Genomic DNA, 25,316 nt, shown 5'->3' on the forward strand with positions numbered 1-25,316 from the left:
GCGGGGACCCTTGTGCGTGTCGGAGGGCCGTGGTGGGATGCGGTCATGCCGAAGCAGCGAGAGGTCACGTGGCGCGTCCTGCCGCCCCGCGGGTCCCAGACCGATCTGGTGGGCGCAGAACTGGACCCGGACCAGCGCACCGTGGTGGAGCTCGCCCCCGGGCACGGGCCCGTCCTGGTGCTGGGAGCCCCGGGAACCGGGCGCAGCACGGTGGTCGTGGAGGGGGTTGCGCGGCGGATCGCCGAGGGCGCGGACCCCCAGCGGATCCTGGTGCTCACGCCCTCCCGGGAGTCCGCCGCCACGCTGCGGGACCTCGTGAGCCGTCGCAGCGCGGCCACCATCAGCACGCCGCTCGTGCGCGCGTGGCAGGCCTACGCGTTCGACGTCCTGCGCCGGGCCCAGGCGGAGGGCCTGCTGCCGGGCGTGTCCTCGCCGCCCGTGCTGCTGTCCGGGCCCGAGCAGGACGCCTTCCTCGCGGACATGATGCGCGGCCACGCCCAGGGCCAGGGCAGTGCCGTGGTGTGGCCCGCGGACCTGGACCAGGCCCTCGGCACCCGGGGCTTCCGCGGACAGCTGCGGGAGCTGTTCGACCGCATGAACGAGTACCGGCTGGAGCCGGAGCAGCTCGCCGCGTGGGCCGAGCACCTGGGCCACCCCGAGTGGCGCCCCGCCGCGGTGTTCCGCCGTGAGTACCAGCAGATCCGGGCGCTGCGCATGCCCAACGCCTTCGACCCCTCCGAGCTCGTGGACCGCGCGGCCCGGGTCCTGGAGGAGAACCCCGACTTCCTCGCCCGCGAGCACCAGCGACTGGACGTGGTCATGGTGGACGACCTCCAGGAGGCCACCCCCTCCGCCCACCGGCTCATGGGTGTCCTCACCCGCGGTCGGGACGCCGTGTTCACCGCGAACCCGGACACCACCGTGCAGGGCTTCCGCGGTGCCCGGCCGGACCTGCTGCGCACCCTGGGGGACCGGGTGGGAACCCCCGCCCGGCCCGTGCAGCGGCTGCACCTGCGCACGAGTCACCGCATGCCGCAGGACGTGAACGCGGCCTGGCAGCGGGTGGCCCGGGCCATTCCCGTGGTGGCCGGAGCCCGCGCGGACCGCGCCCCCGAGGTCCTCCACTCCGATGACCAGGACGTCGCGGCGGCCACCGAGACCGCCACTGGCGCGGGGGCACCTGCTGGGGAGCCTGCGCCCGGTGCCGCGCCGGCACAGGAGCCAGCGGCCACGGAGGTGCCCGGGGCCACGTGCGGCGGATCCGTGCGGGTGGCCCTGTTCGAGTCGCCCACGGCGCAGGCCCGGTGGTGCGCGGACCACTTCCTGCGCCTGCACGTCCTGCGGGGTGTGCCGTACCGGGAGATGGCGGTGGTCGTGCGCAGCGGCTCGCAGCTCTCCGCGCTCACCCGTCAGCTGACCTCCCTGGGCGTCCCCACCACCACCTCCGCCGCGGAGACCCCCCTGCGGGACGAGCCCGCGGTGATCCCCCTGCTCGACGCGCTCCGGCTGCTCCTCGCGGCCGAGCAGCCCGCGGGGGAGAACCCGCCAGGGGAGGAGTTCACCGCCCACGACGCCCCGGCGGACGAGAGCGCTCCGACGCACCACGGCGCCCCCGACGGGAAGGCGGGGGCGGCACCCGGGGACGACGCGGCCTCGGCCGCGGACCCCGCGCAGGACGCCGGAACGCTGCGCACCATGCTCACGGCGAAGACCGCGGTGTCCCTGCTGACGTCGCGGATCGGGGGCGCGTCCCCCATGGAGGTGCGCCGGATCCGGCAGCGCCTGCGCGGCTGGGAGCTGCGCACGGGCGGCGGACGCACCAGCGACGACCTGCTGGTGCAGGCCCTGTCGGACGGCGTGCTGCTGGAACTCGCCGAGGTCCGTTCCGATGCCGCCGCGCGCGTCGCGGACATGCTCCAGGCGGGTCAGGAGGCGCTGGACGAGCCTGGTGCCACTGCGGAGTCCGTCCTCTGGGCGCTGTGGGAGGCCTCCGCTGTGGGGCCGCGCTGGCGGCGCCGGGCTCTGGCGGGTGGCGCCGAGTCCGTGCGGGCGGACCGTGACCTGGACGCCGTGGTGGGGCTGTTCGAGGCCGCCGAACGCTTCGTGGACCAGGTTCCCGGAGCCACCGCGCGGGCGTTCATGGAGTACATGGACCACCAGGAGCTTCCCATGGACACCCTCGCGGCCCGGGCGCCCGCTGAGGACAACGTGGCCGTCATGACCCCCGCGGGTGCCGCCGGGCGCGAGTGGGCGCACGTGGTCGTGGCGGGCGTGCAGCAGGGGGTGTGGCCCAACACCGCGCTGCGCGGCCAGCTGCTCGGCACCGACGTGCTCACCGACGCCCTGGACCACGGCGAGGACGCGGCCACGCGGCTGGGCGCCGTGGACCGGCTGCGACAGGTCCGCTTCGACGAGCTGCGCCAGTTCGCCACGGCCGTCTCCCGTGCGCGGGAGGGGCTCACGGTCACGGCGGTGGCCACGCAGGACGAGCAGCCCTCCGAGTTCGTGGACCTCGTCGCGCAGGGCCGCGGTGCGGACCCCGGGATCGAGCCCGAGACGCTGGCCGCCCCCGAGCCGCTGACCCTCCGTCAGCTCACCGGCACCCTGCGGCGCACCCTCAACGACCACGGGGCACCCGCTCGCGAGCGGGAGGCGGCGGCCCGGCTGCTGCACGACTTCGCCGCACTGCCCGATCCCGTTCCGGGCGCCGACCCGCTGCAGTGGTGGGGCCTGGCCCCCCTAAGCACGGAGGAGCCCCTCTACGGCCCGGAGGACCTCGTGCGGGTGTCCCCGTCCAAGATCGAGACCGTCCACCGCTCGCCCCTCGACTGGTTCGTGGCGGAGGCGCGTGCCACCGAGGTCACCGATCTCAGCCGGAGCCTGGGGACCCTGGTGCACGACATAGCCGAGCACATGCCGGACGCGGGCCCCGTGGAACTGATCGCGGAGCTGCGGCGTCGTTGGCCCTCCCTGGGGATGCCCCGGGGCTGGACGGGGGAGCAGGAGCTCGAGCGCGCCGAGAAGATGCTGCGGAAGTTCGCCCAGTACACCCGGGAGATGCGCTCCGAGCACGGCCGCGAGCTCGTGGCCGTGGAGGGCGGCTTCCAGGTGCTCGTGCGCGGGGCCGCGCGGGACGCGCTGCTCACCGGGCGCGTGGACCGGCTGGAGGTGGACGCCCACGGCCGCCACGTGGTGGTGGACCTCAAGACGGGCAAGCACAAGCCCGCCGCCAAGGACCTCCCGGATCACCCGCAGCTCGCCGCCTACCAGGTTGCCCTCCAGGCGGGGGCGGGGGAGGCCATGCAGCGCAGCGCGGGTGGCGAGGACCTGCACGCCACCGGGCGTCCCGAGCGCATCGAGCTCCCGGAGGGCACCGTCCTGACCCAGCCCGGCGGCGCGCTCCTGGTGCAGCTCGGAGACGCAGCCGCGAAACCCGGGGTCCAGCAGCAGGAGCCGCTGGACGAGGACCAGCTGTGGGCCCGGGACCTCATCACGCAGGCCGCGCTGCTCATGGCGGGTTCCCGCTTCGAGGCGCGCCACACCGCGCAGCAGGACAACGGCGGGCACGGCCTCTCCTGCGCGGTGCCGTGGGTGTGCCCGCTGTGTGCCCAGGGAAGACAGGTGACGGAGAAATGACCACGAAGGACCACACACGGGAGCCCATCAGGTACTCCCCCCACGACATCGCCGAGGCGCTCGGGGACTTCCCTCCCACGGAGCAGCAGGCCGCGGTGATCTCCTCCCCGCTGACACCACGACTCGTCGTGGCCGGCGCCGGGTCCGGGAAGACCACCACCATGTCCGACCGCGTGGCATGGCTGGTGGCCAACGGCCTGGTGCGTCCCGAGGAGATCCTGGGTGTCACCTTCACCCGCAAGGCCGCCGGCGAGCTCTCCCAGCGGATCGCCCAGAAGCTCAGGCTGCTGCGCCGGGCCGGGCTCATCGACGAGCCCTCGGAGGAGGACGCCCCGGAGGCGGTGCAGGAACCCACGGTCAGCACCTACCACTCCTACGCGAACTCGCTCGTGCGCGGCTACGGGCTGCGCCTGGGCATCGAGTCCGACACCGTCCTTCTCGGACAGGCCCAGACCTGGCAGCTGGCCGGTGAGCTGGTGCGCGCGTGGGACGGGCCCCTGCCGGGCGCCGTCCCCGCCGCCGACACCCTGGTGAAGGGGCTCATCACCCTCTCCTCGGAGGCGTCCGAGCACCTGGTGGACACCCGCCGCATCCGCGAGTTCACCGCCGAGTTCCGACGCCGGCTGCAGGACGCGCCACCGGACGGCCGGAAGCGGACCCCGGGCGGGGACGTGACGAAGGCGCTGGCCCGGATGGAGCAGACCGAGGTGCTGGCGCAGCTCGTGGAGCGCTTCCACGCCGTGAAGCGCCAGGAGTCGGCCCTGGACTACGGCGACCTCCTGGCGCTCGCGGCCCGGATCGTGCAGGTGGACCCGCACGCCCGGGCCACCGAGCGCGAACGCTTCAGGGTGGTGCTGCTGGACGAGTTCCAGGACACCTCCCACGCCCAGCTGGCCCTGTTCTCCGGTCTCTTCGGGGACGGGCACTGCGTGATGGCCGTGGGGGATCCGCAGCAGTCCATCTACGGGTTCCGGGGAGCGTCCTCGGGCCAGCTGTTCAGCTTCGTGCACAACTTCCCGCGCCGCACCCCGGACGGCGGGGCGGCCCCGGCGGAGACGAGCTTCCTCACCACGGCGTGGCGCAACAGCCTCTCGGTGCTGGAAGCCGCCAACACGGTGGCCGCTCCGCTGCGCACGCCCCCGTCCTGGGACGGGCCCACGGGAGGCCTGGAGGTCCCGCCCCTGGACTCCGCGCCGCACGCGGAGCGGGGCCGCGTGCGCGTGAGCCGCTACGCCACCGACACGGACGAGGCGCAGGCCGTGGCGCGGCTGATACACGACGTGCGCAGGGCCCACGAGGGACAGCTGCCCGAGGAGATGCCGACCATGGCGGTGCTGTGCCGGCGCCGTGCGCAGTTCGAGCCCCTGAGGCTGGAGCTCGACGCCCTGGACGTGCCCTACGAGGTGGTGGGCCTGGGTGGCCTGCTGCACACGCCCGAGGTCTGCGACGTGGTGGCCATGCTCCACGTCCTCACGGATCCGGGCCGCTCGGACGCCCTCGCGCGGCTGCTCACGGGTGCCCGGTGGCGGCTGGGCCCGCGGGACCTCGCCGCCCTCGGCGACTGGGCCGCGGAGCTGGAGCGGCGGCACGAGCGCGCCGCACGCGGGGAGCAGGCGGAGGCCCCGCAGGACGAGCAGGTCTCCGGGCAGGACGGTCAGGCCACCACCGCGTCGCAGGAGGATGCAGAGCCGGAGACCGTGGTGATGGCCGATCTCGTGGACCGCTCCAGCCTGATCGAGGCCGTGGAGACCCTGCCGCGGGATGGCTGGACGTCCTCGCGGGGCCGCAGCGTCACCCCCGAGGGGATGCGACGGCTGCGCGCGCTGCTGGAGGAGATCAGGGGGCTGCGCCAGGTGCTCGGGGACGAGCTCACCACCGTGGTGCACGAGGTGGAGACCGCACTGGGACTGGACATCGAGCTCGCGTCGCTGCCCGGGGAGGACCCCGCGCACGCTCGCCGCAACCTGGACGCCTTCGTCGACCAGGCCGTGCAGTTCACCGCCACCACGCGCACCCACGACGTCCCTGCGTTCCTGGCGTGGCTCGACGCCGCGGCCCGGGAGGAGAACGGGCTGGACCTGCCGCCGTCGCACACGCGCCGTGACGCCGTGCAGCTGCTCACCGTGCACGCGTCCAAGGGCCTGGAGTGGGACCACGTGTACGTGCCCGGGCTCAACCAGGGTGATTTCCCGTCCAGCAGCCGCTCCGAGTGGTGCCGGGACGCCGCCAAGCTGCCCTGGCCGCTGCGCGGGGACGCCGCCCAGCTGCCGCAGTGGAACGTGCGGGTGGACAACGTGCGGGAGATCGCCGAGTCGTACGAGGAGTTCTCCGAGGCCGCGGCCGAGCACGACCTCCGGGAGGAGCGCCGCCTCGCGTACGTCGCCTTCACCCGCGCCAAGACCCTCCTGGAACTCTCGGGGACCGCGTTCCGGGGCACGGTGGTCAAGCCCAAGGCGGCCTCTCCGTTCCTGGAGGAGGCACGGGCCATGGCGGAGGAGGGGACCCGCGGGTTCGAGACCGGACCGTGGGCGGACCCGCAGGAGGGGGAGACCAACCCCCAGCGGGACACCGTGGTCAGCGCCGAGTGGCCCTACGACCCCCTGGAGGGTCCCCGGATCACCCGTGTCACGAGGGACGCCGAGGACCACGTGAGCGAGACGCTCCTCCCGCCCGTGCACGAGGGCCGCCGTGAGCGCATGGTGGCCACCGCCCGGGCCGTCCGCGACCGCGGTCTCGAGGGCACCCGGGAGCTCACGGACCAGGAGCTCGCGAGCGGGGAGTCCGGTGCCGTGGTCACCCGGTGGCGCCGTGAGGCGGAGCTGCTCCTCGCCCAGCGGGATGCTTCCGAGCAGCGCCGCGCCGTGCACATGCCCTCGCACGTCTCGGCCTCGGCGCTCGTGGCCATGGACACGGACCCGGACGCGTTCATCACGGACCTCCGCCGGCCCATGCCCCGCAGGCCCGGCTCCGCGGCGCGGGCGGGAACCGCGTTCCACTCCTGGGTGGAGGACTACTTCCAGGACTCGGCCATCCTGGACCTCAACGAGATCCCGGGCGCCGACGACCACGTGGACGAGGAGCTGGACCTGCCGCGCCTCACGGAGACCTTCCGCAGCGGCCCGTGGGCGGACAGCCAGCCGTATGCCGTGGAGCTGCCCGTGGAGACACCGGTGGGCTCCCTCACGGTGCGCGGTCGCATCGACGCCGTGTTCCGCACCGACCACGGGTGGGAGCTCGTGGACTGGAAGACCGGTCGGGTGCCGCACGGGAGGGACCTGCGTCAGAAGGCCGGGCAGCTGGCCCTCTACCGGTTGGCGTTCGCGCGGCTGCGGCAGGTCCCCGTGGAGCAGGTCTCCGCGGCGTTCTACTACGTCGCGGCGAACCAGGTGGTGCGCCCGCACGACCTCGCGGACGAGACGGAGCTGGAGCGGATCGTGGCGCGGCTCTACGCCCGGGGCGCGGCGGCGTCGGGGTCCGGCGCTACCCCGGAGTCCGGTGCGGCTCCGGCGGCGGGGGGCGTCGTCCCGGAGTCCTGACCCGCGTTCCGCGCGGCGGCGCCCCGCACGGCCGTGGAACCAGTCGGCGTGGAGCGGGAACCGGGGTCCTCGGCGGCGTCGGGCGGGCACTCGGCCCCGGCGGCGCGCCGCGCTCCGGGAACACCGGGGGAGGGCGAGGCGCTGGCCCGCACGTCCTGCGCCAGGGTGGTGAGCATCCGCTCGGCGTTGTCCACCATGGACGGGATGCCGCGGTCCACACCTCGCACGAGCCACTCCGCGAGGGCGAACTCGGCCTTCAGGTGCGCCCGGCGCAGCAGGTGGCGGTCGGGGGCCTGCACGGCGGCCAGGGAGTAGGTCTCGATCACGGTGTCCGCGAAGACGGGGTCGCTCATGCCCACCAGCCAGGTGAAGTCCTCGGCGGGGTCGCCCACGTGCAGGTCGCTCCACCCGGTGAAGGAGACGAGCGTCCCGTGGTCCACCGTGATGTTGTCCTCGTGGAGGTCGCCGTGGACCACCCGGGTGGAGAACTGCCACAGCGTGACGTCCTCCATGGCCTCCTCCCAGCGGCGCAGCAGCTCACCGGGGATCCGCCCGGTGGCGGCGGCGCGGTCGAGGTCGTGCAGCATGCGCCTGCGGCACTCCTCCGCGCCGTAGGCGGGCAGGTCCGCATCCATCACCAGCGCCCGCGGCAGCGAGTGCAGCGCCCCGAGGGCGCGGCCCAGCTGGACGGCCAGCGGGGCGCGGGGTGCGGCACTGGGGGACGGCGCGTGCCGGGGCGGCTCGGGATCCGTGTTCTGCCGCTGCAGCTCCGCGAGGCTGAGGGTCTGTCCGGGCAGGTGCGAGTAGACGAACGTGCGCACCCCGCCGCGCGCCACGGAACCGGCCACGGTGGGCAGGTGGAAGGGCAAATGGGAGCGCACCGAGGGTGTGAAGGCCTGGAGCACCAGGTGCTCGGTCTCCAGGCGCATGCTCGCCTCGGTGCTCAGGGGGCTGCGCACGCGCCACCGCTTCCCGGCGGCGTCCTGGACCACGCAGGAACGGAAGTCCGCGACGTCGTCGGGAGAAGGACCGGTGGCGACGGGCGCCAGCCCGGGGACGGCGGCGGCGGCCACGGCGGCCAGCAGTTCGGGGGTCGTTCTCACGGACTCCACCCTACCGGCGCACCCTCCGTGCGGGCTGTGCACAGGGCCGTGAGGGGTGTCCGGGGGCCGGTCTACAGTGGGCGGGTGACTTCATCCCAGGACCGTCCCAGCGCGCCCGCGCCCCTGCTCGGCCCGGAGCAGCTGCCCTTCGCGGGGCGCCCCTTCGAGCGTCAGGCGGTGGAGCGCGAGCGCCGCGACCTGGTGGCGCAGGCGCCCGCGGACACCAGGGCCCTGGTCTTCCGCGGTTCCGCGGTCCCCGCCACGGCGAACGGTCTGGTCCTGCCGCTGCTGCGTGAGCTCCCTGACGCCACCGGGGACCCGGCGCGTCCGGACGTGCACCTGGGCGTCCTGGCGGACGGCACGCGCGTGGTGCTGCGCACCTTCCCGGAGGACACGGAGCTGCCGGGGTTCGACGACGCCGCCTGGCACGGACTGCGCGGTCTCGCCACCGCGCTGCCCCCGGAGCAGACGTCCCTGCTCGTGACGGGCCAGGCAGTGGCCCTGTGGCACCGGGACCACCCGAGGTGTCCGCGCTGCGGGTCCCTCACGGAGGTGGTCCGCTCCGGATGGGCCCGGAGGTGCCCGCGGGACGGGTCCGTGCACTTCCCCCGCACGGACCCCGCCATCATCGTGGCCGTGGTGGACGACCACCCGGAGCCGTCCCGCCAGCGGATCCTGCTGGGCCGCTCGGCGCTGTGGTCCGGCAACAGGTTCTCCACGTTCGCCGGGTTCGTGGAACCGGGGGAGTCCGCCGAGCAGGCCGTGGTGCGCGAGGTGGGGGAGGAGGCCGGGATCGCCGTGGACACCGTCCAGTACCAGGGCTCCCAGCCGTGGCCGTTCCCGCGCTCCCTCATGCTGGGCTACCGCGCCACGGCTCACACCGCGGAGGCGGAGGCGGACGGGGAGGAGATCCTGGACGTCCGGTGGTTCACCCGCGAGGCCCTGCTGCGGGCGGTGCGCGAGGGGGAGATCACCCTGCCCGGGCGCGTCTCCATCGCCCATGCACTGATCGCGGACTGGCTGGGCCAGGACCTGCCGGAGACGGGCTGGTGAGCGGGGAGCAGAGCGCGGAGGAGCGCATCCTCGGGGGCCTGGACCCGGAGCAGCGGGTGGTGGCCACCACCCTGAAGGGCCCGGTGTGCGTGCGCGCCGGGGCGGGCACGGGCAAGACCCGTGCCATCACCCACCGGATCGCGTGGGGCATCGCCTCGGGCGTCTACACGCCGCAGAAGACCCTCGCCCTGACCTTCACGGCGCGCGCCGCCAACGAGATGCGCCAGCGGCTGCGGGTGCTCGGCGCCCCGGGGGTCCAGGCGCGCACCTTCCACTCTGCCGCGCTGCGGCAGCTGCAGTACTTCTGGCCCCAGGCCGTGGGCGGGCCCCCGCCGGGGCTGGTCAACCACAAGGCCCGGCTCATCACCGAGGCCGCGCAGGCCATGCGCCTGACCGCGGACCGGGCCACGGTCCGGGACGTGGCCGCGGAGATCGAGTGGGCCAAGGTCTCCATGCTCACCCCGGACACCTACGCCGCGGCGGCGGGCTCCCGGGACATGCCCGCGGGCCACGACGTGCGGACCATGCAGCGGCTCTACCAGTCCTACGAGGACCTCAAGGCGGACCGGCACCTGATCGACTTCGAGGACGTCCTGCTCATCACGGTGGGGATCCTCGAGGAGGACGAGCGGATCGCCGCGGCCGTGCACGCCCAGTACCGGCAGTTCGTGGTGGACGAGTACCAGGACGTCTCCCCGCTGCAGCAGCGCCTGCTCGACGCCTGGCTGGGCTCCCGCGACGACCTCTGCGTGGTGGGGGACGCCTCCCAGACCATCTACTCCTTCACCGGGGCCACGTCCCGCCACCTGCTGGAGTTCCCCTCCCGCTACCCCGGGGCCTCGGTGGTGGAGCTGATCCGTGACTACCGCTCCACCCCGCAGGTGGTCAACACCGCCAACCGCCTGCTCGCGGCGCGTCGGCCCTCCGTGGGCTCCACCCCGGACACGTGGGCCACCCCGCTGCGCCTGGTCTCCCAGCGCCCGGCGGGTCCGGAGCCCACCTGGAACGAGTACCCGGACGACGAGGCCGAGGCCGCCGGCGTGGCCGTTCGGATCGCGGACCTCATCGCGGACGGTGTGCCCCCGCACGAGATCGCCGTGCTGTTCCGCACCAACGGTCAGTCGCAGGCGTTCGAGGCGGCCCTGGCGGATGCGAGCATCGGCTTCCAGCTGCGGGGTACGGAGCGGTTCTTCAACCGGCCCGAGATCCGCCAGGCCCTCGTGCAGATCCGCTCAGCCGCCCGCACCGCCGGAGCGGACCGCGCCGATGTGCCCCGCCAGGTGCGGGACATGCTGCACTCCCTGGGCTACAGCGAACGGGCCCCGCGCTCGGACAGCGCCACCCGCGCCAAGTGGGAGTCGCTGCGGGCGCTCGTGGCGCTCGCGGACAGCATGGCCCGGCATGCGGCCGAGCAGGACGAGCGCCTCTCCCTGGCCGGTTTCGCGCAGGAGCTCGAGCGCCGCGCCACCACCCAGGAGGCACCGGTCGTGGACGGGGTCACGCTCGCGTCCCTGCACTCCGCCAAAGGTCTCGAGTGGGACGCGGTGTTCCTGGTGGGTCTGTCCGAGGGACTCATGCCGATCACCTTCGCGGACACCCCCGATGCCATGGACGAGGAGCGCCGCCTGCTCTACGTGGGCATCACGCGCGCCCGTGAGCACCTGGTGTTCTCGTGGTCCCTGTCCCGCACGCCGGGCGGGCGTCCCAACCGCTCGCGCTCGCGCTTCCTCGACGCCCTGCTCCCTTCCGCGCCGCGCACCCCGGCACGACGCCGCCCGCCCCGCTGATCTCGACGCGCATCTGATCCCGACGCCCGCGGGCGCCGGAGCCCGGCGGTGGCTGGGAGAGGTGGCTGCGGGAGCTGGCTAGGCGGCGTCGGCGTCGGCCGAGGCCCAGAACTCGCGGGCCACGCGCGCGAACTCGTCGGGGCGCTCGATCATGGGCCCGTGACCGGTGTCCGGGAACGTGTGGGTGCGCGCACCGAGGGCCCGGCCCGCGCGTGCCAGGTGCCGGTGGGGCAGCACCGTGTCCCTGTCGCCCCACACCACGACCACGGGGACACCCGTGTCCCGCACGCGAGGCAGCAGCGCCCGGCGCCACGCGCTCTTCACGCCCGCCGGGGAACCGAGGGAGCGGAGGATCTCCAGCATCGCGGCGAAGCCCCCGGGGCGCTGCGCCGTCCGGTAGCCGTGCGCCACGCGCTCTGGGGTGGCCAGCGCGGGATCGTGGTACATGGCCCGCTCGGAGCGCAGCGCCGAGCCCCGGCTGGGCCGCAGGGCGCGTTCGCCCACCCCGGGGATGCTCGCGAGCCGCAGGGCGGGGCTGACACCGCGTCCGAAGCCGGCGGAGTCCACGAGCAGGAGGCTGCGCACGAGATCGGGGTGGTCGGCGGTGAGCTGCATGGCCACTGCCCCGCCCAGGGAGTTGCCCACCAGGTGCACGGGCGCGATGTCCTGGGCGCGCACGAACTCGGCGAGCCGCGCCGCGAGGTTCTCCAGCGTCATCGCCCCGGAGGGCCGTTCGGATCCGCCGAAACCGGGCAGGTCCACGCTGACCACCCGGAAGGAGCCGGACAGGAGCTCGTGCTGCGCGTCCCAGTCCGCGAGGGTGCGCCCGATGCCGTGCACGAGCAGCACGGGGGCGCCGCTGCCCGTCACGCGGTAGTGGATCCCGTCCCACGACTGCCCGCTCACGGGGTGACTCCCGCCGCCCGAGGGGCCGGGACGGTGAACTCGAGCTGCTCGTCCCGCTCCGCGCCCGGGCGGAACAGCACGCGGTCCCGCAGGTAGTTCTGCCGCACGTTCCACGCCCCGTCCGGGCCCTGGCGGGGCAGCAGGTGGGCGCCGCGCTGGATGTACCCGGCGGCCAGGTCGATCAGCGGCCGCAGTCCGGCGCGCGGGCCGCTGTACCGCGGGGTCACGGCCACCGCGCCCTCGCGGTCCATGCGGTCCAGGAGCCGGTGGAAGTACCCGGTGACCAGGTCCACGCGCAGGGTCCAGGAGGAGTTGGTGTACCCGATGGCGAACGCCATGTTGGGCACGCCGTCCAGCATCATCCCGCGGTAGCTCACGTGCTCCGCCGGGTCCACCGGCTCACCGTCCACCACGAGCTCCGCGGCGCCCAGGAACTGCACGTTCAGACCGGTGGCGGTGACGAGCACGTCCGCCGCCAGGTGGCGTCCGGAGGTCAGGTCCACGCCATCCGGTGTGAAGCGCTCGATGGTGTCCGTGACCACCTCGGCCCGGTCTCCCCGAACGGCCCGGAAGAAGTCCCCGTCCGGGGCGGCGCACAGCCTCTGGTCCCACGGGTCGTACTCGGGGGTGAAGTGCTCGTCCACGGGGAAGGTGGGGCCCAGGTGCTTCACCGCGCCGCGGTGCAGCAGCGCGCGCATGGCCCGCGGGCGGCGTCGGCTGAACTCGTAGACGGCCATGCCCCGCAGGATGTTGCGCCAGCGGTTCGCCTCACCGGCCACCCGCGGCGGCAGCCACCGGCGCAGGCGCACGCCCGTCCTGTCCCTGCCGGAGACCGCGGCCACGTAGGTGGGGGAGCGCTGGAGCATGCTCACGCGGGCGCCGCGCTCCGTGAGGGCGGGCACCAGGGTCACCGCGGTGGCACCGCTGCCGACCACGACCACCCGCTTGCCCGCCACGTCCAGGTCCTCGGGCCAGTGCTGGGGGTGGACCACGGTGCCCCGGAACTCGGACAGGGTGGGCCAGGCGGGGGTGAAGCCCTCGTCGTAGCGGTAGTAGCCGGTGGCCATGAACAGCCACCGCCCCGCCAATGTGCTGGTGGCCCCCGTGTGCACGTCCTCGTGGGTGACCGTCCAGGTGTGGGTGTCCGAGGACCACTCCGCCCGCAGTGCGCGCTGCCCGAAGCTGATCTGGCCGAGCACCCCGGCCTCCTCGGCCGCGGCGCGGACGTACTCCCGGATGCTCTCACCCTGGGCCAAGCTGCGCTCGCCGGTCCAGGGGCGGCTGCGGTAGCCGAAGGTGGCCATGTCCGAGTCCGAGCGGATCCCGGGGTAGCGGAACAGGTCCCACGTGCCGCCCACGCCGTCGCGCGCCTCGAGGATCCGCACCGTGCGTCCGGTTCCCTCGAGCTCGCGGGCGGCCCCGATGCCGGAGATGCCCGCGCCGATGATGATGACGTCCACGTCCTGGGTGCTCATGCCGTTCCCACACTTTCCTGCGATGGGGTGCGCGCCGCACGAGGCGGGCAGCCGGGGTGCTAACGCGCGTTAGTACACTGTCTGCCGAGTGTACAGCTCACATCCGAGCGGTGGTCGGGACGCCCGGCACGCCCCACTGGTGAGCATGTGGGAACCGAGACCCCAGGGGGGACGCACGAACATGCACGGACACGGCACTCCCGCCCGGCGGGCCACCAGCGCGGACGTCGCACGGCTGGCCGGGGTCTCCCGCGCCACCGTGAGCTTCGTGCTCAACGACACCCCCTCGCAGTCCATCTCGGAGGCCACCCGCACCAGGGTGCTCGACGCCGCCCGCTCCCTCTCCTACACACCCTCAGCGGAGGCGCGGGCCCTGGGCAGCGGCCGCTCCACCACGGTGCTGGTCTACCTCCCGCCCGCGCGCTCGCTGACCGAGGACATCGGGGACATCGTCGAGCGGCTCTCGGTGCTCTTCGCGGAGGCGGGCCTGTCCATGGTCATCCACGCGTGGACCCGCAGGCCCGCCGCCCGCGTGTGGTCCTCGGTCACGCCGGCGGCGGTCCTCGCATGGGACCTCACGGAGCACGACGCCGCCCGCATGCGTGGCAGCGGCGTCCGCGGCGTGGTCTCGTGGACCGGTTCGGACGCCATGGGGCGGTGGATCACCGGGGCGCGGGAGCAGGACATCGCCCGGGTGCAGGTGCAGCGCCTCACCCGTGCGGGACACCACCGGCTGGGGTACGCGGTGACCGGTGGGGACCACATGCACGGGGTCTCCCAGTGGCGCTACGAGATGCTGCGCCGGGAGTGCGCGTCCCGGGGCCTGCCGGAGCCGGACGTGCTCCACGTCCCGGCGGACCCGCTCGGGGCGTCGGAGGTCCTGGAGGGGTGGCGCGGGCGGAACCCGGATGCCTCCGGGGTGTGCGCCCACGACACCACCGCCGCTCTGGCCGTGCTCTGCGGGATGCGCCGACTGGGCTGGCGGGCACCGCGGGACCTCGCGATCGTGGGGGTCAACGACTCGCCCGCCGCCGCCCTGGCGGATCCGCCCCTGACCATGGTGGCGCTGGACGCGGACGTCACCGCCCGGTACACCGTGGCCGTCATCACCGCACTCGTGCGGGACGCACCGCCTCCCGAGGCGCCCGCGACGGGCGGGGCGAGCATCGTGGACCGCGGGTCCGTCTGACCCGTCCGCCCGCTGCGGCCCGCCGGTTCTCCGAGGTGTGTTCACGTGCCCTCGAAGGCGAGGGAGCACAGGCATCCCGGGTTGGCGGGCAGGAGCCACGTGTGCAGGCCGCGTCGCAGCACCGGACCGCCGTGCGGCTCTCGACCCACCTCACCAGGATCGACCCGGACCTCTCCCGCGCGAGGGCCCTGGACCTGTCTGCCAGAACTCCCATGGCCCGCCCCTCCTTCTCCACAGCCGCCGCCGCCGTGGTCGGCGTTCTCCCCACGACCGGGGGAAGGGTCCAAGCCCAGTGACAGCAGCAGCGCCGCCAGCTCCCCCACGGCTGCCGTCCGCGTCACGGCGGCCGTGGGGCTGTCCCCGCTGACCGGGAAGGGGCAGTCCTGCAGGGCGCGGTCCGGTCGGGCGACGTCGCGCGCTGCTCGTACCCCGTGGGTGACGCATGCGGCGCAGGGCCGGTGCCCCCAGTCCGTGAGGGGCCAGCGCAGCACGGAGGCGCCGTCACCGACCACCGTGAGGGTGGGCAGTCCCGCGTCCAGCGTCGGCGGGGTCGGGACGGTGAGGTCCGCGACGAGGTCACCGGCCACCGACCACGCCTCGAGCACCACCGCGCCCGGCATTGCCGCACTGGGGAACAGCTCCGGCGCCGTGAGCGGGACGCACCGTGGCGCACGACGCCGCAGCAGCCCCCGCAGCGCCAGCTCCCGCGGCTGCCCCTCGGCCTCCGCGGGATAGGGGCCGTGCCGGATGTCCCGCGGGCTCACGGGGGTGGGGTCCGCGACGTTCACCAGGCACACCCCGGCGGCCACGAGCGCGCACGCCACCGAGGCGGCCAGGGGGTCGAGGCCGGACACGAACACGTGCAGCTCGTCCGGGGCCAGGGGGTCGGCGGGCGCCCCTGCGGCGTCGGGCGGGGCGGCGAGGCCGGGTGGCCCGGCGCCGCCGGCCCGGGCGGTCGAGTGGTGGGCAGCGGCGGGTTCGAGGGAGACAGGAGCGCGGTTCATGTGGTCAGGATGCCCACCTCCGCCGCGCGGGAACAGCACGAGCGGGCAATCCACAGGGAGGGTGGAGGGTGCCGGGCTCGTGCGTGTCCGGACGGGATGGTGGACTGGACCCATGCCACGAGGACGCAGCCGCACCGCACCGCAGCCGGGGGAGCAGCCCGAGGACCTGCCGGAGATCGTCGTCCAGCGCAGCGCGCGCCGCACCAAGACCGTGAGCGCGCACTTCAGCGGGGACAAGGTGGTGCTTGCGGTGCCGCAGCGGGCCACGCGCGCGCAGATCGCACACTGGAGCGCCACGCTGGTGCCACGGGTGGTGGCCAAGCGCCGCGCGGCGGAGGCGGCGTCGAGCACCCGCGCATCGGACGAGGGGCTGGAGGAACTGGCGGCGCGGCTGTCCCGGACCTACCTGGAGGGCCGTGCCGTGCCCACGAGCATCCGCTGGTCCACCCGCCAGCACACACGGTGGGGCTCGGCGACCCCGTCCACGGGCGCCATCCGGATCTCGCGCCGCCTCGCGGACACCCCCGAGTGGGTGCTGGAGACCGTGGTGCTCCACGAGCTCGCGCACCTGCTGGAGGCGCACCACAACGAGCGGTTCTGGTCGCTGGCGCGGCGCCACCCCCGCGCGGAGGACGCCGCCCGCTTCCTGGACGGCATCGCCTGGGCCGACGCCCACCCGGCCCAGCCGCCCCGCGACTCCTGAGTCCGGTGCGGCCCCGGCAGGGTGACGTCTCAGGGCGTGCACCCGGGCGGCATGCACCGGTTCAGGGGCCCCCGCGAGTCGGAGTGCCCCGGGGCGGACGGAAGGGGCCAGGACGTGACGGGTCAGGAGGCGACGGGGCCGGGAGCCGCGGGACCGTTCCGGTCGTCGTCGTCCGTGGAGCCGGACCCGTCCTCGGTGCCTGGGCCCTCGGCACCCGAGGTGCCGGCGTCCGAGTTTCCTGCACCCGTGTTCCCGGTGCCCTCGGCACCGCCGTCCGTGGCGGTCCCGGCGGCCGGGGCCTCGCCCTCCTCGTAGCCGCCGGCGAGCAGCTTCTCGAGGGCCGCGTCCATCTCCTCGTCGCTGGCGGTGAGCAGCCCGCGGCGCTCCTCGAAGCCCTGGGGGTCGTCGAGGTCCTCGTCCGTGGGCAGCAGCTCGGGGGACTCCCACAGGCTGTCGCGCTCGGTGATCCCGCGCTGCTCGGCCACGTAGTCCCAGAAGGCGGCGGCCTCGCGCATGCGGCGGGGGCGCAGCTCCAGACCCACCAGGGCCCCGAAGGTGCGCTCGGCGGGACCGCCCTCGGCGCGGCGTCGGGCCATCATCTCGGTGAGAGCGGGCGCGGAGGGGATGTTCACGGTGGAGGCCACGGTCACGCGGTTCACCCAGCCCTCCACGAGAGCCAGGACGGTCTCCAGCCTGGCGAGCGCGGCCTCCTGCTGGGGGGTCATCTCGGGGCTGAACACCCCCGAGGACAGGGCGTCCTGGATGCCGGAGGGGTCCGAGGGGTCCAGGTCCCGGGCGATGGACTCGATGCGGTCCATGTCGATGTGGATCTCGGACGCGAACGCCGTGATCAGGTCCAGCACGTACTGGCGCAGCCAGGGGACGCCGTGGAACAGCCGGATGTGCGCGGCCTCGCGGATGGCCAGGTAGAGGAGCACGTCCGAGGCCGGGAGGTCCAGGTCCTCGCTGAACTCCGCGATGTTGGAGGGCACCAGGGCGCAGCGCTGCGCGGCGAGCGGGATGCCCACGTCCGTGGAGGAGAGCACCTCGCAGGACAGCGCGCCCACGGCCTGACCCAGCTGCATGCCGAACATCATGGAGCCCGCGCCGGACAGCATCCCGGAGAGGTCCGCGCCCCCCATGGCCTGGGACAGCTCGGGCGGCAGCTGCTGGGTGAGGGCCTGGGACATGGCCTGCGTCACCGAGGCCGCCACCGGAGTGGTCATCTCCTGCCAGGTCTCCCAGGTGGCCTCGATCCACTCGGCGCGCGCCCACGCGGCGGGCATCACCGGGGCCTCGTCGAAGGCCGTGTTGTCCTTGAGCCACAGGTCCGCGAGCTTCATGGCGTCGCTCACGGCGCCCTTCTGCCTGTCCGTGACCGAGGGGTCGCCCTTCTGGGCCGCCACCTGGCGGGCGTTCTGGTTGGCGAGCTCCCAGTTCACGGGGTCCCCGGAGTTCGAGGAGCTCATCATGGACTGGATCTGCTGGAAGATCATGGACATGGACTGCGGATCCACGGGCATGCCCGCGGGCATGTCGCCGGGCTTCATGGCCCCGGAGCCCATCAGGCGCTCGAACATCTCCCTGAACGGGTCCTGGGGGTTCTGGCCGTTCTCGTCGTTCGGAGGGTTCGCAGGCATGGGACCGCCAATCGTCGTGAGGAAGTGCTCTGGACTTTCCGCCAGTTTATCGGCAGGCGGTGGGGCCGGACCAAGGGTCCGGAGCCAGTTCGCTGATGGCTCAGGTCCGAGCGGAGGGCACCCACCGCACGGCGGACCGGGCCGCGCGGGCAGAGGCGGACCGGCGTGCGGCACAGCGGCAGGGCGGCGTCGTCCCTCAGTGGCGGACGGTGCACGCAGGTACGCTGAGCGATCGTGGACACCGCGCAGAACCCCGAGAACGCCACCGCCCGCCGACCGGGCCGGTGGCGACGTCGTCGGCCGTCCCTGCCCCAGCTGGCGCTCGCCGGGACCTCCGTGCTGATGGTGGCCGGCGTGGTGCTGCCCGCGCCGTACGTGGTGGAGGCCGCCGGGCCCACGTTCAACACCCTGGGCTCCCAGGACGACAAGCAGCTGGTCAAGATCACTGGTGCGCCCACGTACCCCAGCAGGGGCCAGCTGGACCTGACCACGGTGTACGTCAAGGGCGGGCCGTCGGGGCGGATCAACTCCGTGACCGCGCTGCTCGGCTGGCTGGACCCCTCCCAGGCGGTGGTCCCGGAGGACACCATGTACCCGCCGCAGACCACGCGGCAGCAGGTGGAGGACTCCAACGCCGCGGCCATGACCACCTCCCAGGACGACTCCGTGGCGGCGGCTCTCGGCTACCTGGGCAAGTCCTACACCACCACTCTCACGGTCCACGCCACGGTCCCGGGCCGGCCAGCTGACGGCACGCTGCGCGCCGGGGACGAGCTGGTGTCCGTGGGCGGGACCGCGGTCACCTCCCTCGCTCAGCTGCACTCCCTGCTCGACGCCGCCGGCTCCCGCGGCGCGGACGTCACGGTGCGCAACAACGGCGCCACCAGGACCGAGCACGTGGGCCTCACCCGGGACGGCGACTCCGGCGGCTGGCAGCTGGGCGTCTACCTGGTGCCGCACTACGACTTCCCCGTGGACGTGGACTTCCAGCTGGACCAGGTGGGTGGGCCCAGCGCGGGGATGATGTTCGCCCTGGGGATCATCGAGGAGCTGACCCCGGGGTCCATGGCGGGGGACAGGCACATCGCCGGGACCGGCACGATCGCCCCGGACGGCACGGTGGGCCCCATCGGGGGCATCCGCCAGAAGCTGGAGGGTGCCGCGGACTCCGGTGCCACCTACTTCCTCGCGCCGCACGAGAACTGCGACGAGGTCACCGGGCACGTCCCTGACGGGCTCACCGTGGTCGAGGTGAGCTCGCTGGGGGAGGCCGTGGGCGCGGTGGAGCACGCCGCCGCGGGCTCGGTGGCGGACCTGCCCAGCTGCGGCACCCGGTGACACCACGGCCCGCAATTGCGCGGGCCGCGGGGTCGAACACCATAGGGTTGACGCTGAACGCCCCCGATCACCCTCCGCGCCCATGAAATTCAGAGGTATGCAGTGACCGCCGGATCCACTTCTCCCCGCCCCTCCAGCCGATCGGCGTCTGGCCGCGCGAAACGCGGGGCCCTGCTTCCCACCGTGATCGCCGTGGTGGTGCTCATCGCGCTGTTCGTGGGCTTCACGCAGGTCTACACGAACATCCTGTGGTTCGAGCAGCTGGGGTACCTGCGGGTGTTCGTCACGCGCAACCTCGCGATGATCGGGCTGTTCGTCGCGGCCACCCTCGTGGTGGCCGTCCTCATGTTCCTGAGCATGTGGCTGGCCCACCGCAGCCGCCCGCGCGACGGCGCCATCAGCGACACCATGGCCCGGTACCAGAAGGCACTGGACCCGGTGCGCCGCGTGGTGATGGTGGCGGTGCCCGTGATCTTCGGACTGTTCGCGGCCTCCACCGTGGCGTCCCAGTGGAAGACCGTGCTGCTGTTCTTCAACCAGGAGCCCTTCGGCCAGACCGATCCCCAGTTCCACCTGGACCTGGGCTTCTACGTGTTCACGCTGCCGTTCCTGCGGCTGCTGATCGGGTTCCTCGTCACCGCCCTGCTGCTGGCCGGGGTGGCCGGTCTGCTCATGCACTACGTCTACGGCGGGATCCGCATCCACGAGCGCGGCATCACCACCACGCGCTCCGCCCGGGTGCAGCTGGGCTCGGTCGTCGCCGCGTTCCTGGCGCTGCAGGCCGTGAACTTCTGGCTGGACCGCTACGCCACGCTGGTGGGCAGCTCCGGGAAGTGGACCGGCGCCATGTACACGGACGTCAACGCCGTGATCCCCACCAAGGGCATCCTGGCGGTCGCCGCGGTCCTGGTGGCCGTGCTGTTCGTGGTGGCCGGGTTCATCGGCCGCTGGAAGCTGCCCGTGATCGGCGCCGCCATGCTCGTGGTGGTGGCCGTGGTGGCCGGCGGACTGTACCCGTGGGCCATCCAGCGCTTCCAGGTGACCCCCACCGAGCAGGCGCTGGAGAAGGAGTACATCCAGCGCAACATCACCATGACCCGCCAGGCGTACGGCCTGGACGGCACCGAGGTCACCCCGTACGACGCCACCACGGAGACCGAGAAGGGCGCGCTGCGCCAGGACACGCAGACCACCTCCAACATCCGCCTGCTGGACCCGAACGTGGTGTCCTCCGCGTTCGCCCAGCTGCAGCAGTTCCGGCCCTACTACCAGTTCCCGGACAACCTGAACGTGGACCGCTACGACATCGACGGCCAGACGCAGGACACCGTGATCGCCCCGCGCGAGCTGAACCCGGAGCAGATCCAGGGCTGGTACAACAAGTCGGTGGTCTACACCCACGGCTACGGCGTGGTGGCCGCGTACGGCTCGCGCGTGCAGGCGGACGGCAAGCCCCAGTTCATGCAGTCCGGCATCCCCTCCACGGGCGAGATCTCCGACGACTACGAGCCCCGCATCTACTTCGGCGAGAACTCCCCGGAGTACTCGATCGTAGGCGGCTCCTCGGAGGACGACCCGCTGGAGCTGGACCGCCCGCAGGCGGACGACGGCGACGCCGCGGACGCCAAGACCACGTTCACCGGAAACGGCGGGCCGAACGTGGGCAACCTGTTCAACAAGCTGTCCTACTCCATCAAGTTCCAGTCCTCGGACATGCTGCTCTCGGACGCAGTGCGCCCGGAGTCGCAGATCCTCTACGACCGCAACCCGCGCGAGCGCGTGGAGAAGGTGGCCCCGTACCTCACGGTGGACGGCAAGCCGTACCCGGCGGTCGTGGACAACAAGGTGGTGTGGATCGTGGACGCCTACACCACCGCGGACTCCTACCCGTACTCCACGCCGTCCGTGCTGCAGGAGGCCACGCAGGACACCCAGACCGCCCAGGGTGCCGCCGCGGCACTTCCGGCGGACCGGGTGAACTACATCCGCAACTCGGTCAAGGCCACGGTCAACGCGTACGACGGCTCCGTGGAGCTCTACGCGTGGGACGACCAGGACCCCGTGCTGAAGTCCTGGGAGAAGGTCTTCCCGAGCACCGTGAAGCCCTACTCGGAGATGTCCGCGGACCTCATGGCCCACGTGCGCTACCCGGAGGACATGTTCAAGGTCCAGCGCGAGCTGCTGAACAAGTACCACGTGACGGACGCGAACAGCTTCTACGCGAACGACGACGTGTGGTCCGTCCCGAACGACCCCACCCAGCAGAACCGGGACGTCCCCCAGCCGCCGTACTACCTGTCCATGCGGATGCCGGGGGAGAAGGACGCGAACTTCTCGCTCACCTCCTCCTTCATCCCCCAGCAGAACGAGTCCGGCAACACCCGCAACGTGATGTACGGGTTCCTCTCCGCGAACGCGGACGCGGGCACGGGCAAGGCCGGTGAGAAGAGCGCGGACTACGGCAAGCTGCGGCTGCTCGAGCTCCCGCGCTCCTCGGTGGTCCCCGGACCCGGCCAGGCGCAGAACGTGTTCAACTCGGACACGGACGTGTCCCAGCAGCTGAACCTGCTGCGGCAGGGCGCGTCGGAGGTCATCAACGGCAACCTGCTGACCCTGCCGGCCGGCGGGGGCATGCTCTACGTCCAGCCCGTCTACGTGCAGTCCTCGGGGGATGCCGCCTACCCCACCCTGCGCCGGGTGCTCGTGGGCTTCGGCGAGAAGGTGGGCTTCGCCCCCACGCTCGACGGCGCCCTGAACCAGGTCTTCGGCGGCAACTCCGGCGCCACCACCGACAGCGGGGCCGGTGTGAGCGAGAAGGCCGCGGAGGCCGCCCAGGGGGGCACTGGGGAGAGCAAGGACTCCGGTGGTGCCACGGCGAGCCCCTCGCCGTCCGCGTCCCAGTCCCCGCGCTCGCAGTCCCTGCAGGAGGCCCTGGACACCGCGAACAAGGCCATGCAGGACTCCGACAAGGCCCGCCAGGACGGTGAGTGGGCCAAGTACGGCGAGGCCCAGGAGCAGCTGAAGAAGGCCCTGGAGGACGCCATGGCCCAGGAGGGCAGCGGGAAGTAGCCCCCGCACTTCTCTCGCCCCAAGCGGCCCCCGGATCCGTCCGGGGGCCGCTTCGCCGTCCGGGGCGGACCCCGATTTGCACGCCCACCGCACCCTGCGTATAGTTGTGGATGTCGCCGCGGGGTGGAGCAGTTCGGTAGCTCGCTGGGCTCATAACCCAGAGGTCGCAAGTTCAAATCTTGCCCCCGCAACCACGAAGAAGCCCGGTTCCAGATGGAACCGGGCTTCTTGCATGTCCGGCTCCTGCACATGCCACGGCGCCGTCCTGAGCCGCACGCAAGCCCCCGCAGCACGACGCCGCCGTGCCCTGAATAGGGAGCGCGGCGGCGTCGTGGGCGAGCGGCCGGTCTCAGCGGCGGCGCCGGGAGGTCCCGAAGATCGAGCGGGTGATCTCCCTGCCCAGCGCGGAACCCGCCGAGCGCATCATGGAGCGCACCGCGGGGTTCTCCATCACCGAGTCGAGGAAACCACCCCCGGAATCCTCGCGCCGAGGTTCTCTGCCACGGCCGTCCGAGCGGCCTCGCGCCGCGGATTCCCCCGACGAGTCCCGGGCCGAACCCTCCGGCGCGCCGTCGGAACGCTGTGCCGTCCCCTCACGGGATGCGGGGGCGTCGTCGGGCCCGTCCTGCCGGGCGCGGTCCAGGCGGCCGTGGAGCAGCTCGTAGGCGGACTCCCGGTCCACCGCCTCCCCGTAGCGGGGGAGCAGCGCGGAGGCCGCCACGGCGGCGGCCACGGCGTCCTCGGGGGCTGGCCCCATGAGCGAGCGGGGCGCACGCATGCGCGTCCAGGCCACGGGAGTGGGGGCACCGGTCTCGGACAGCACCGTGACCACCGCCTCACCCGTGGCCAGCTGGGTGAGCAGCTGCTCCAGGTCGTACTCGCTGCGGGGATAGGTGCGCGCGGCGGCCTTCAGGGCCTTGGCGTCGTCCGGGGTGAACGCCCGGAGGGCGTGCTGCACGCGGTTGCCCAGCTGCGCGAGGACGTCCGTGGGGATGTCCTTGGGGGACTGGGTCACGAAGAAGATCCCCACACCCTTGGAACGGATGAGCCGCACGGTCTGCTCGATGGACTCCAGGAACTCCTTGGACGCGCCGTCGAACAGCAGATGGGCCTCGTCGAAGAAGAACACCAGGCGGGGCTTGTCCGCGTCCCCCACCTCCGGGAGGTCCTGGAAGAGGTCTGCGAGCAGCCACATCAGGAACGTGGAGAACACCCGCGGCTGCCGCTGCACCGCCGCGAGCTCGAGGCACGAGACGACTCCGCGTCCGTCCTCGGTGGTGCGCAGCAGGTCGGCGGTGTCGAACTCGGGCTCGCCGAAGAAGACCTCGGCGCCCTCGTCCGCGAACGCGGTGAGCTCCCGCAGGATCACCCCGGCGGTCTGCTTGGACAGCCCGCCGATGCCCGCGAGCTCCTCCTTACCCTCCGGGGAGGTCAGGTGGAGCACCACCTCGCGCAGGTCCTTGAGGTCCAGCAGGGCCAGCCCGCGGGAGTCGGCGTAGTGGAACACCAGGCCCAGGGAGGACTCCTGGGTGGCGTTGAGCCCCAGCACCTTGGACAGCAGCGTGGGCCCGAAGGACGTGACCGTGGCGCGCACGGGCACGCCGCCGCCCTGCCCGCCCAGGCTGAGGAACTCGGTGGGGCTCGCGGACGGGGACCACTGCTGCCCCACGGACGCAGCGCGCTCCGCCACCCGGGGGTCGTCCGCACCGGGCCGGGAGATCCCACTGAGATCACCCTTGACGTCCGTGAGGAACACGGGCACCCCGTGCTCGCTGAGCTGCTCCGCGAGCGCCTGGAGGGTCTTGGTCTTGCCGGTGCCGGTGGCCCCGGCCACCAGGCCGTGGCGGTTGAGGGTGCTCAGCGGCAGCCGCACGGGGGCGTCCGGGTGGGCGCCGTCCTCGTCCAGGCCCGCTCCGAGCTCCAGGCAGGGGGAGTCGGTGGCGTACCCGGAGCGGATGGCGGCCAGCTGCTCACGCGCCCCGGTTCCTGTGCCCGCCACGGCTCAGATCTCCTCGGCGGAGACGATGTTCTCGCCGTTGCGGCTGGACCCGCCGTTCTTCAGGGCGGCCAGGCGTGCCTCGATCTCCGTCTGCTGGCCCATGTTCTCGAGCGCCTCGAACTGGCGGTCCAGGGAGGAGTCCGCGAGCTCCTGCTGCCCGGCCACGCGGGCCTCCTCCCGGCGGATCTTCTCCTCGAAGCGGGAGACCTCGCTCGTGGGGTCCATGACGTCGAAGGAGCGCAGGGCGTCCTGGACCTGGGACTGGGCCTGGACGGTCTTCTGGCGGGCGGCCAGCTCGTCGCGCTTCGCGGAGAGCTCCTGGAGCTTGCCGCGCATGCTGTTCAGCCCGTCCTTGAGCTTCGCCACGGTCTCGGTCTGCGAGGCGATCTGGGGCTCGGCGCCGCGGGCCTCGTTCTCGGACTGGATCTGGCGCTGCAGGGCCACCTTGGCCAGGTTGTCGAACTTCTGGGCGTCGGACTCGTTGCCGCCGGCCCGGAACTCGTCCGCCTTGTTGGAGGCCGCGAGCGCCTTGTTCCCCCACTGCTGGGCCTCCTGGAGGTCCTCCGCGTGGTCCTTCTCGAGCAGCCGCAGGTTGCCGATGGTCTGGGCCACGGCGGACTCGGCCTCGCGGATGTTCTCCGTGTAGTCCCGGACCATCTGGTCCAGCATCTTCTGCGGGTCCTCCGCGGAGTCGATGACGGCGTTGATGTTGGCCTTGGCCAGCTGGGCGATGCGCCCGAAGATGGACTGCTTGGACATGGTGCTCTCCCGTTCTCCTGTGTGGGTTCGTGGTCAGAATGTGTGGATGGTGCGGGGCCCGGCGGGACTCAGAAGTTCCCGCCCACGCCGCCGTCGAAGTCGCCGCCCCCGCCGAAGTC

15 protein-coding genes and 1 tRNA gene are annotated in these 25,316 nt (G+C 73.1%); 9 read left to right on the forward strand and 7 right to left on the reverse strand.

Going from position 1 to position 25,316, the window contains the following annotated elements; translation table 11 throughout:
• Positions 1 to 45: 45 nt before the first annotated feature.
• A complete protein-coding gene (locus Q4A22_RS05060) occupies positions 46 to 3,636 on the forward strand; it encodes an ATP-dependent helicase (RefSeq protein WP_303177640.1) in 3,591 nt (1,196 codons plus the stop codon).
• The gene (locus tag Q4A22_RS05065; RefSeq protein ID WP_303177641.1) at positions 3,633 to 7,172 is read left to right on the forward strand and encodes an ATP-dependent DNA helicase; all 3,540 of its coding nucleotides are present in this window, start codon (positions 3,633 to 3,635) and stop codon (positions 7,170 to 7,172) included. The genes Q4A22_RS05060 and Q4A22_RS05065 overlap by 4 nt, the downstream gene beginning before the upstream one ends.
• On the opposite strand, the gene Q4A22_RS05070 is transcribed toward Q4A22_RS05065, so the two are convergent.
• Positions 7,082 to 8,275 carry a macrolide 2'-phosphotransferase gene (locus tag Q4A22_RS05070; RefSeq protein WP_303177642.1) on the reverse strand — a complete coding sequence of 398 codons (1,194 nt, stop codon included), beginning with the start codon at positions 8,273 to 8,275 and terminating at the stop codon, positions 7,082 to 7,084. The two genes, Q4A22_RS05065 and Q4A22_RS05070, sit on opposite strands and share 91 nt — an antisense overlap.
• An 84-nt stretch (positions 8,276 to 8,359) precedes the next feature.
• Between Q4A22_RS05070 and nudC the strand changes: the two genes are divergently transcribed.
• The gene (gene nudC / locus Q4A22_RS05075; protein ID WP_303177643.1) at positions 8,360 to 9,328 is read left to right on the forward strand and encodes an NAD(+) diphosphatase; all 969 of its coding nucleotides are present in this window, start codon (positions 8,360 to 8,362) and stop codon (positions 9,326 to 9,328) included.
• Complete coding sequence (locus Q4A22_RS05080; RefSeq protein ID WP_303177644.1) at positions 9,325 to 11,115, forward strand: ATP-dependent helicase; 1,791 nt, start codon at positions 9,325 to 9,327, stop codon at positions 11,113 to 11,115. Before nudC ends, Q4A22_RS05080 begins: the two co-directional genes overlap by 4 nt.
• A gap of 78 nt (positions 11,116 to 11,193) precedes the next feature.
• Here the strand turns inward: Q4A22_RS05080 and Q4A22_RS05085 are convergent, their stop codons facing one another.
• Entirely contained in the window at positions 11,194 to 12,021 is an 828-nt protein-coding gene (locus Q4A22_RS05085) for an alpha/beta fold hydrolase (RefSeq protein ID WP_303177645.1), read from the reverse strand.
• Positions 12,018 to 13,496: an NAD(P)/FAD-dependent oxidoreductase gene (locus tag Q4A22_RS05090; RefSeq protein ID WP_303177646.1), complete on the reverse strand. Its 1,479-nt coding sequence runs from the start codon at positions 13,494 to 13,496 to the stop codon at positions 12,018 to 12,020. Before Q4A22_RS05090 ends, Q4A22_RS05085 begins: the two co-directional genes overlap by 4 nt.
• A 181-nt stretch (positions 13,497 to 13,677) precedes the next feature.
• Here Q4A22_RS05090 and Q4A22_RS05095 point away from each other — a divergent pair, with 181 nt between their 5' ends.
• On the forward strand, positions 13,678 to 14,685 hold the full coding sequence (locus Q4A22_RS05095; RefSeq protein ID WP_303177647.1) for a LacI family DNA-binding transcriptional regulator: 1,008 nt from the start codon (positions 13,678 to 13,680) through the stop codon (positions 14,683 to 14,685).
• A gap of 41 nt (positions 14,686 to 14,726) precedes the next feature.
• Here Q4A22_RS05095 and Q4A22_RS05100 read toward each other — a convergent pair whose 3' ends face one another.
• Positions 14,727 to 15,689, reverse strand: a complete 963-nt coding sequence (locus Q4A22_RS05100) for a hypothetical protein (RefSeq protein ID WP_303177648.1) — start codon at positions 15,687 to 15,689, stop codon at positions 14,727 to 14,729.
• A gap of 112 nt (positions 15,690 to 15,801) precedes the next feature.
• On the opposite strand from Q4A22_RS05100, the gene Q4A22_RS05105 reads away from it, so the two are divergent.
• Positions 15,802 to 16,392 (forward strand): M48 family metallopeptidase, encoded by a 591-nt coding sequence (locus Q4A22_RS05105; RefSeq protein ID WP_303177649.1) that lies wholly within the window; start codon positions 15,802 to 15,804, stop codon positions 16,390 to 16,392.
• A 122-nt stretch (positions 16,393 to 16,514) separates the two neighbouring features.
• Here the strand turns inward: Q4A22_RS05105 and Q4A22_RS05110 are convergent, their stop codons facing one another.
• Positions 16,515 to 18,032: a zinc-dependent metalloprotease gene (locus Q4A22_RS05110; protein WP_303177650.1), complete on the reverse strand. Its 1,518-nt coding sequence runs from the start codon at positions 18,030 to 18,032 to the stop codon at positions 16,515 to 16,517.
• Between the two features lie 234 nt (positions 18,033 to 18,266).
• Here Q4A22_RS05110 and Q4A22_RS05115 point away from each other — a divergent pair, with 234 nt between their 5' ends.
• From Q4A22_RS05115 to Q4A22_RS05125, 3 genes are all read left to right on the forward strand, one after another.
• On the forward strand, positions 18,267 to 19,370 hold the full coding sequence (locus Q4A22_RS05115; protein WP_303177651.1) for a PDZ domain-containing protein: 1,104 nt from the start codon (positions 18,267 to 18,269) through the stop codon (positions 19,368 to 19,370).
• Between the two features lie 102 nt (positions 19,371 to 19,472).
• Entirely contained in the window at positions 19,473 to 22,439 is a 2,967-nt protein-coding gene (locus tag Q4A22_RS05120) for a UPF0182 family protein (RefSeq protein ID WP_303177652.1), read from the forward strand.
• 117 nt (positions 22,440 to 22,556) lie between these two features.
• Positions 22,557 to 22,633, forward strand: a tRNA-Met gene (locus tag Q4A22_RS05125).
• 155 nt (positions 22,634 to 22,788) lie between these two features.
• Here Q4A22_RS05125 and Q4A22_RS05130 read toward each other — a convergent pair.
• Together Q4A22_RS05130 and Q4A22_RS05135 are read right to left on the reverse strand one after the other, a co-directional pair.
• A complete protein-coding gene (locus tag Q4A22_RS05130; protein ID WP_303177653.1) occupies positions 22,789 to 24,438 on the reverse strand; it encodes a helicase HerA-like domain-containing protein in 1,650 nt (549 codons plus the stop codon).
• Between the two features lie 3 nt (positions 24,439 to 24,441).
• On the reverse strand, positions 24,442 to 25,197 hold the full coding sequence (locus tag Q4A22_RS05135) for a PspA/IM30 family protein (RefSeq protein ID WP_303177654.1): 756 nt from the start codon (positions 25,195 to 25,197) through the stop codon (positions 24,442 to 24,444).
• Between the last annotated feature and the right edge of the window lie 119 nt (positions 25,198 to 25,316).

It is taken from the genome of Kocuria sp., from assembly GCF_030530945.1.
Classification (GTDB): domain Bacteria; phylum Actinomycetota; class Actinomycetes; order Actinomycetales; family Micrococcaceae; genus Kocuria.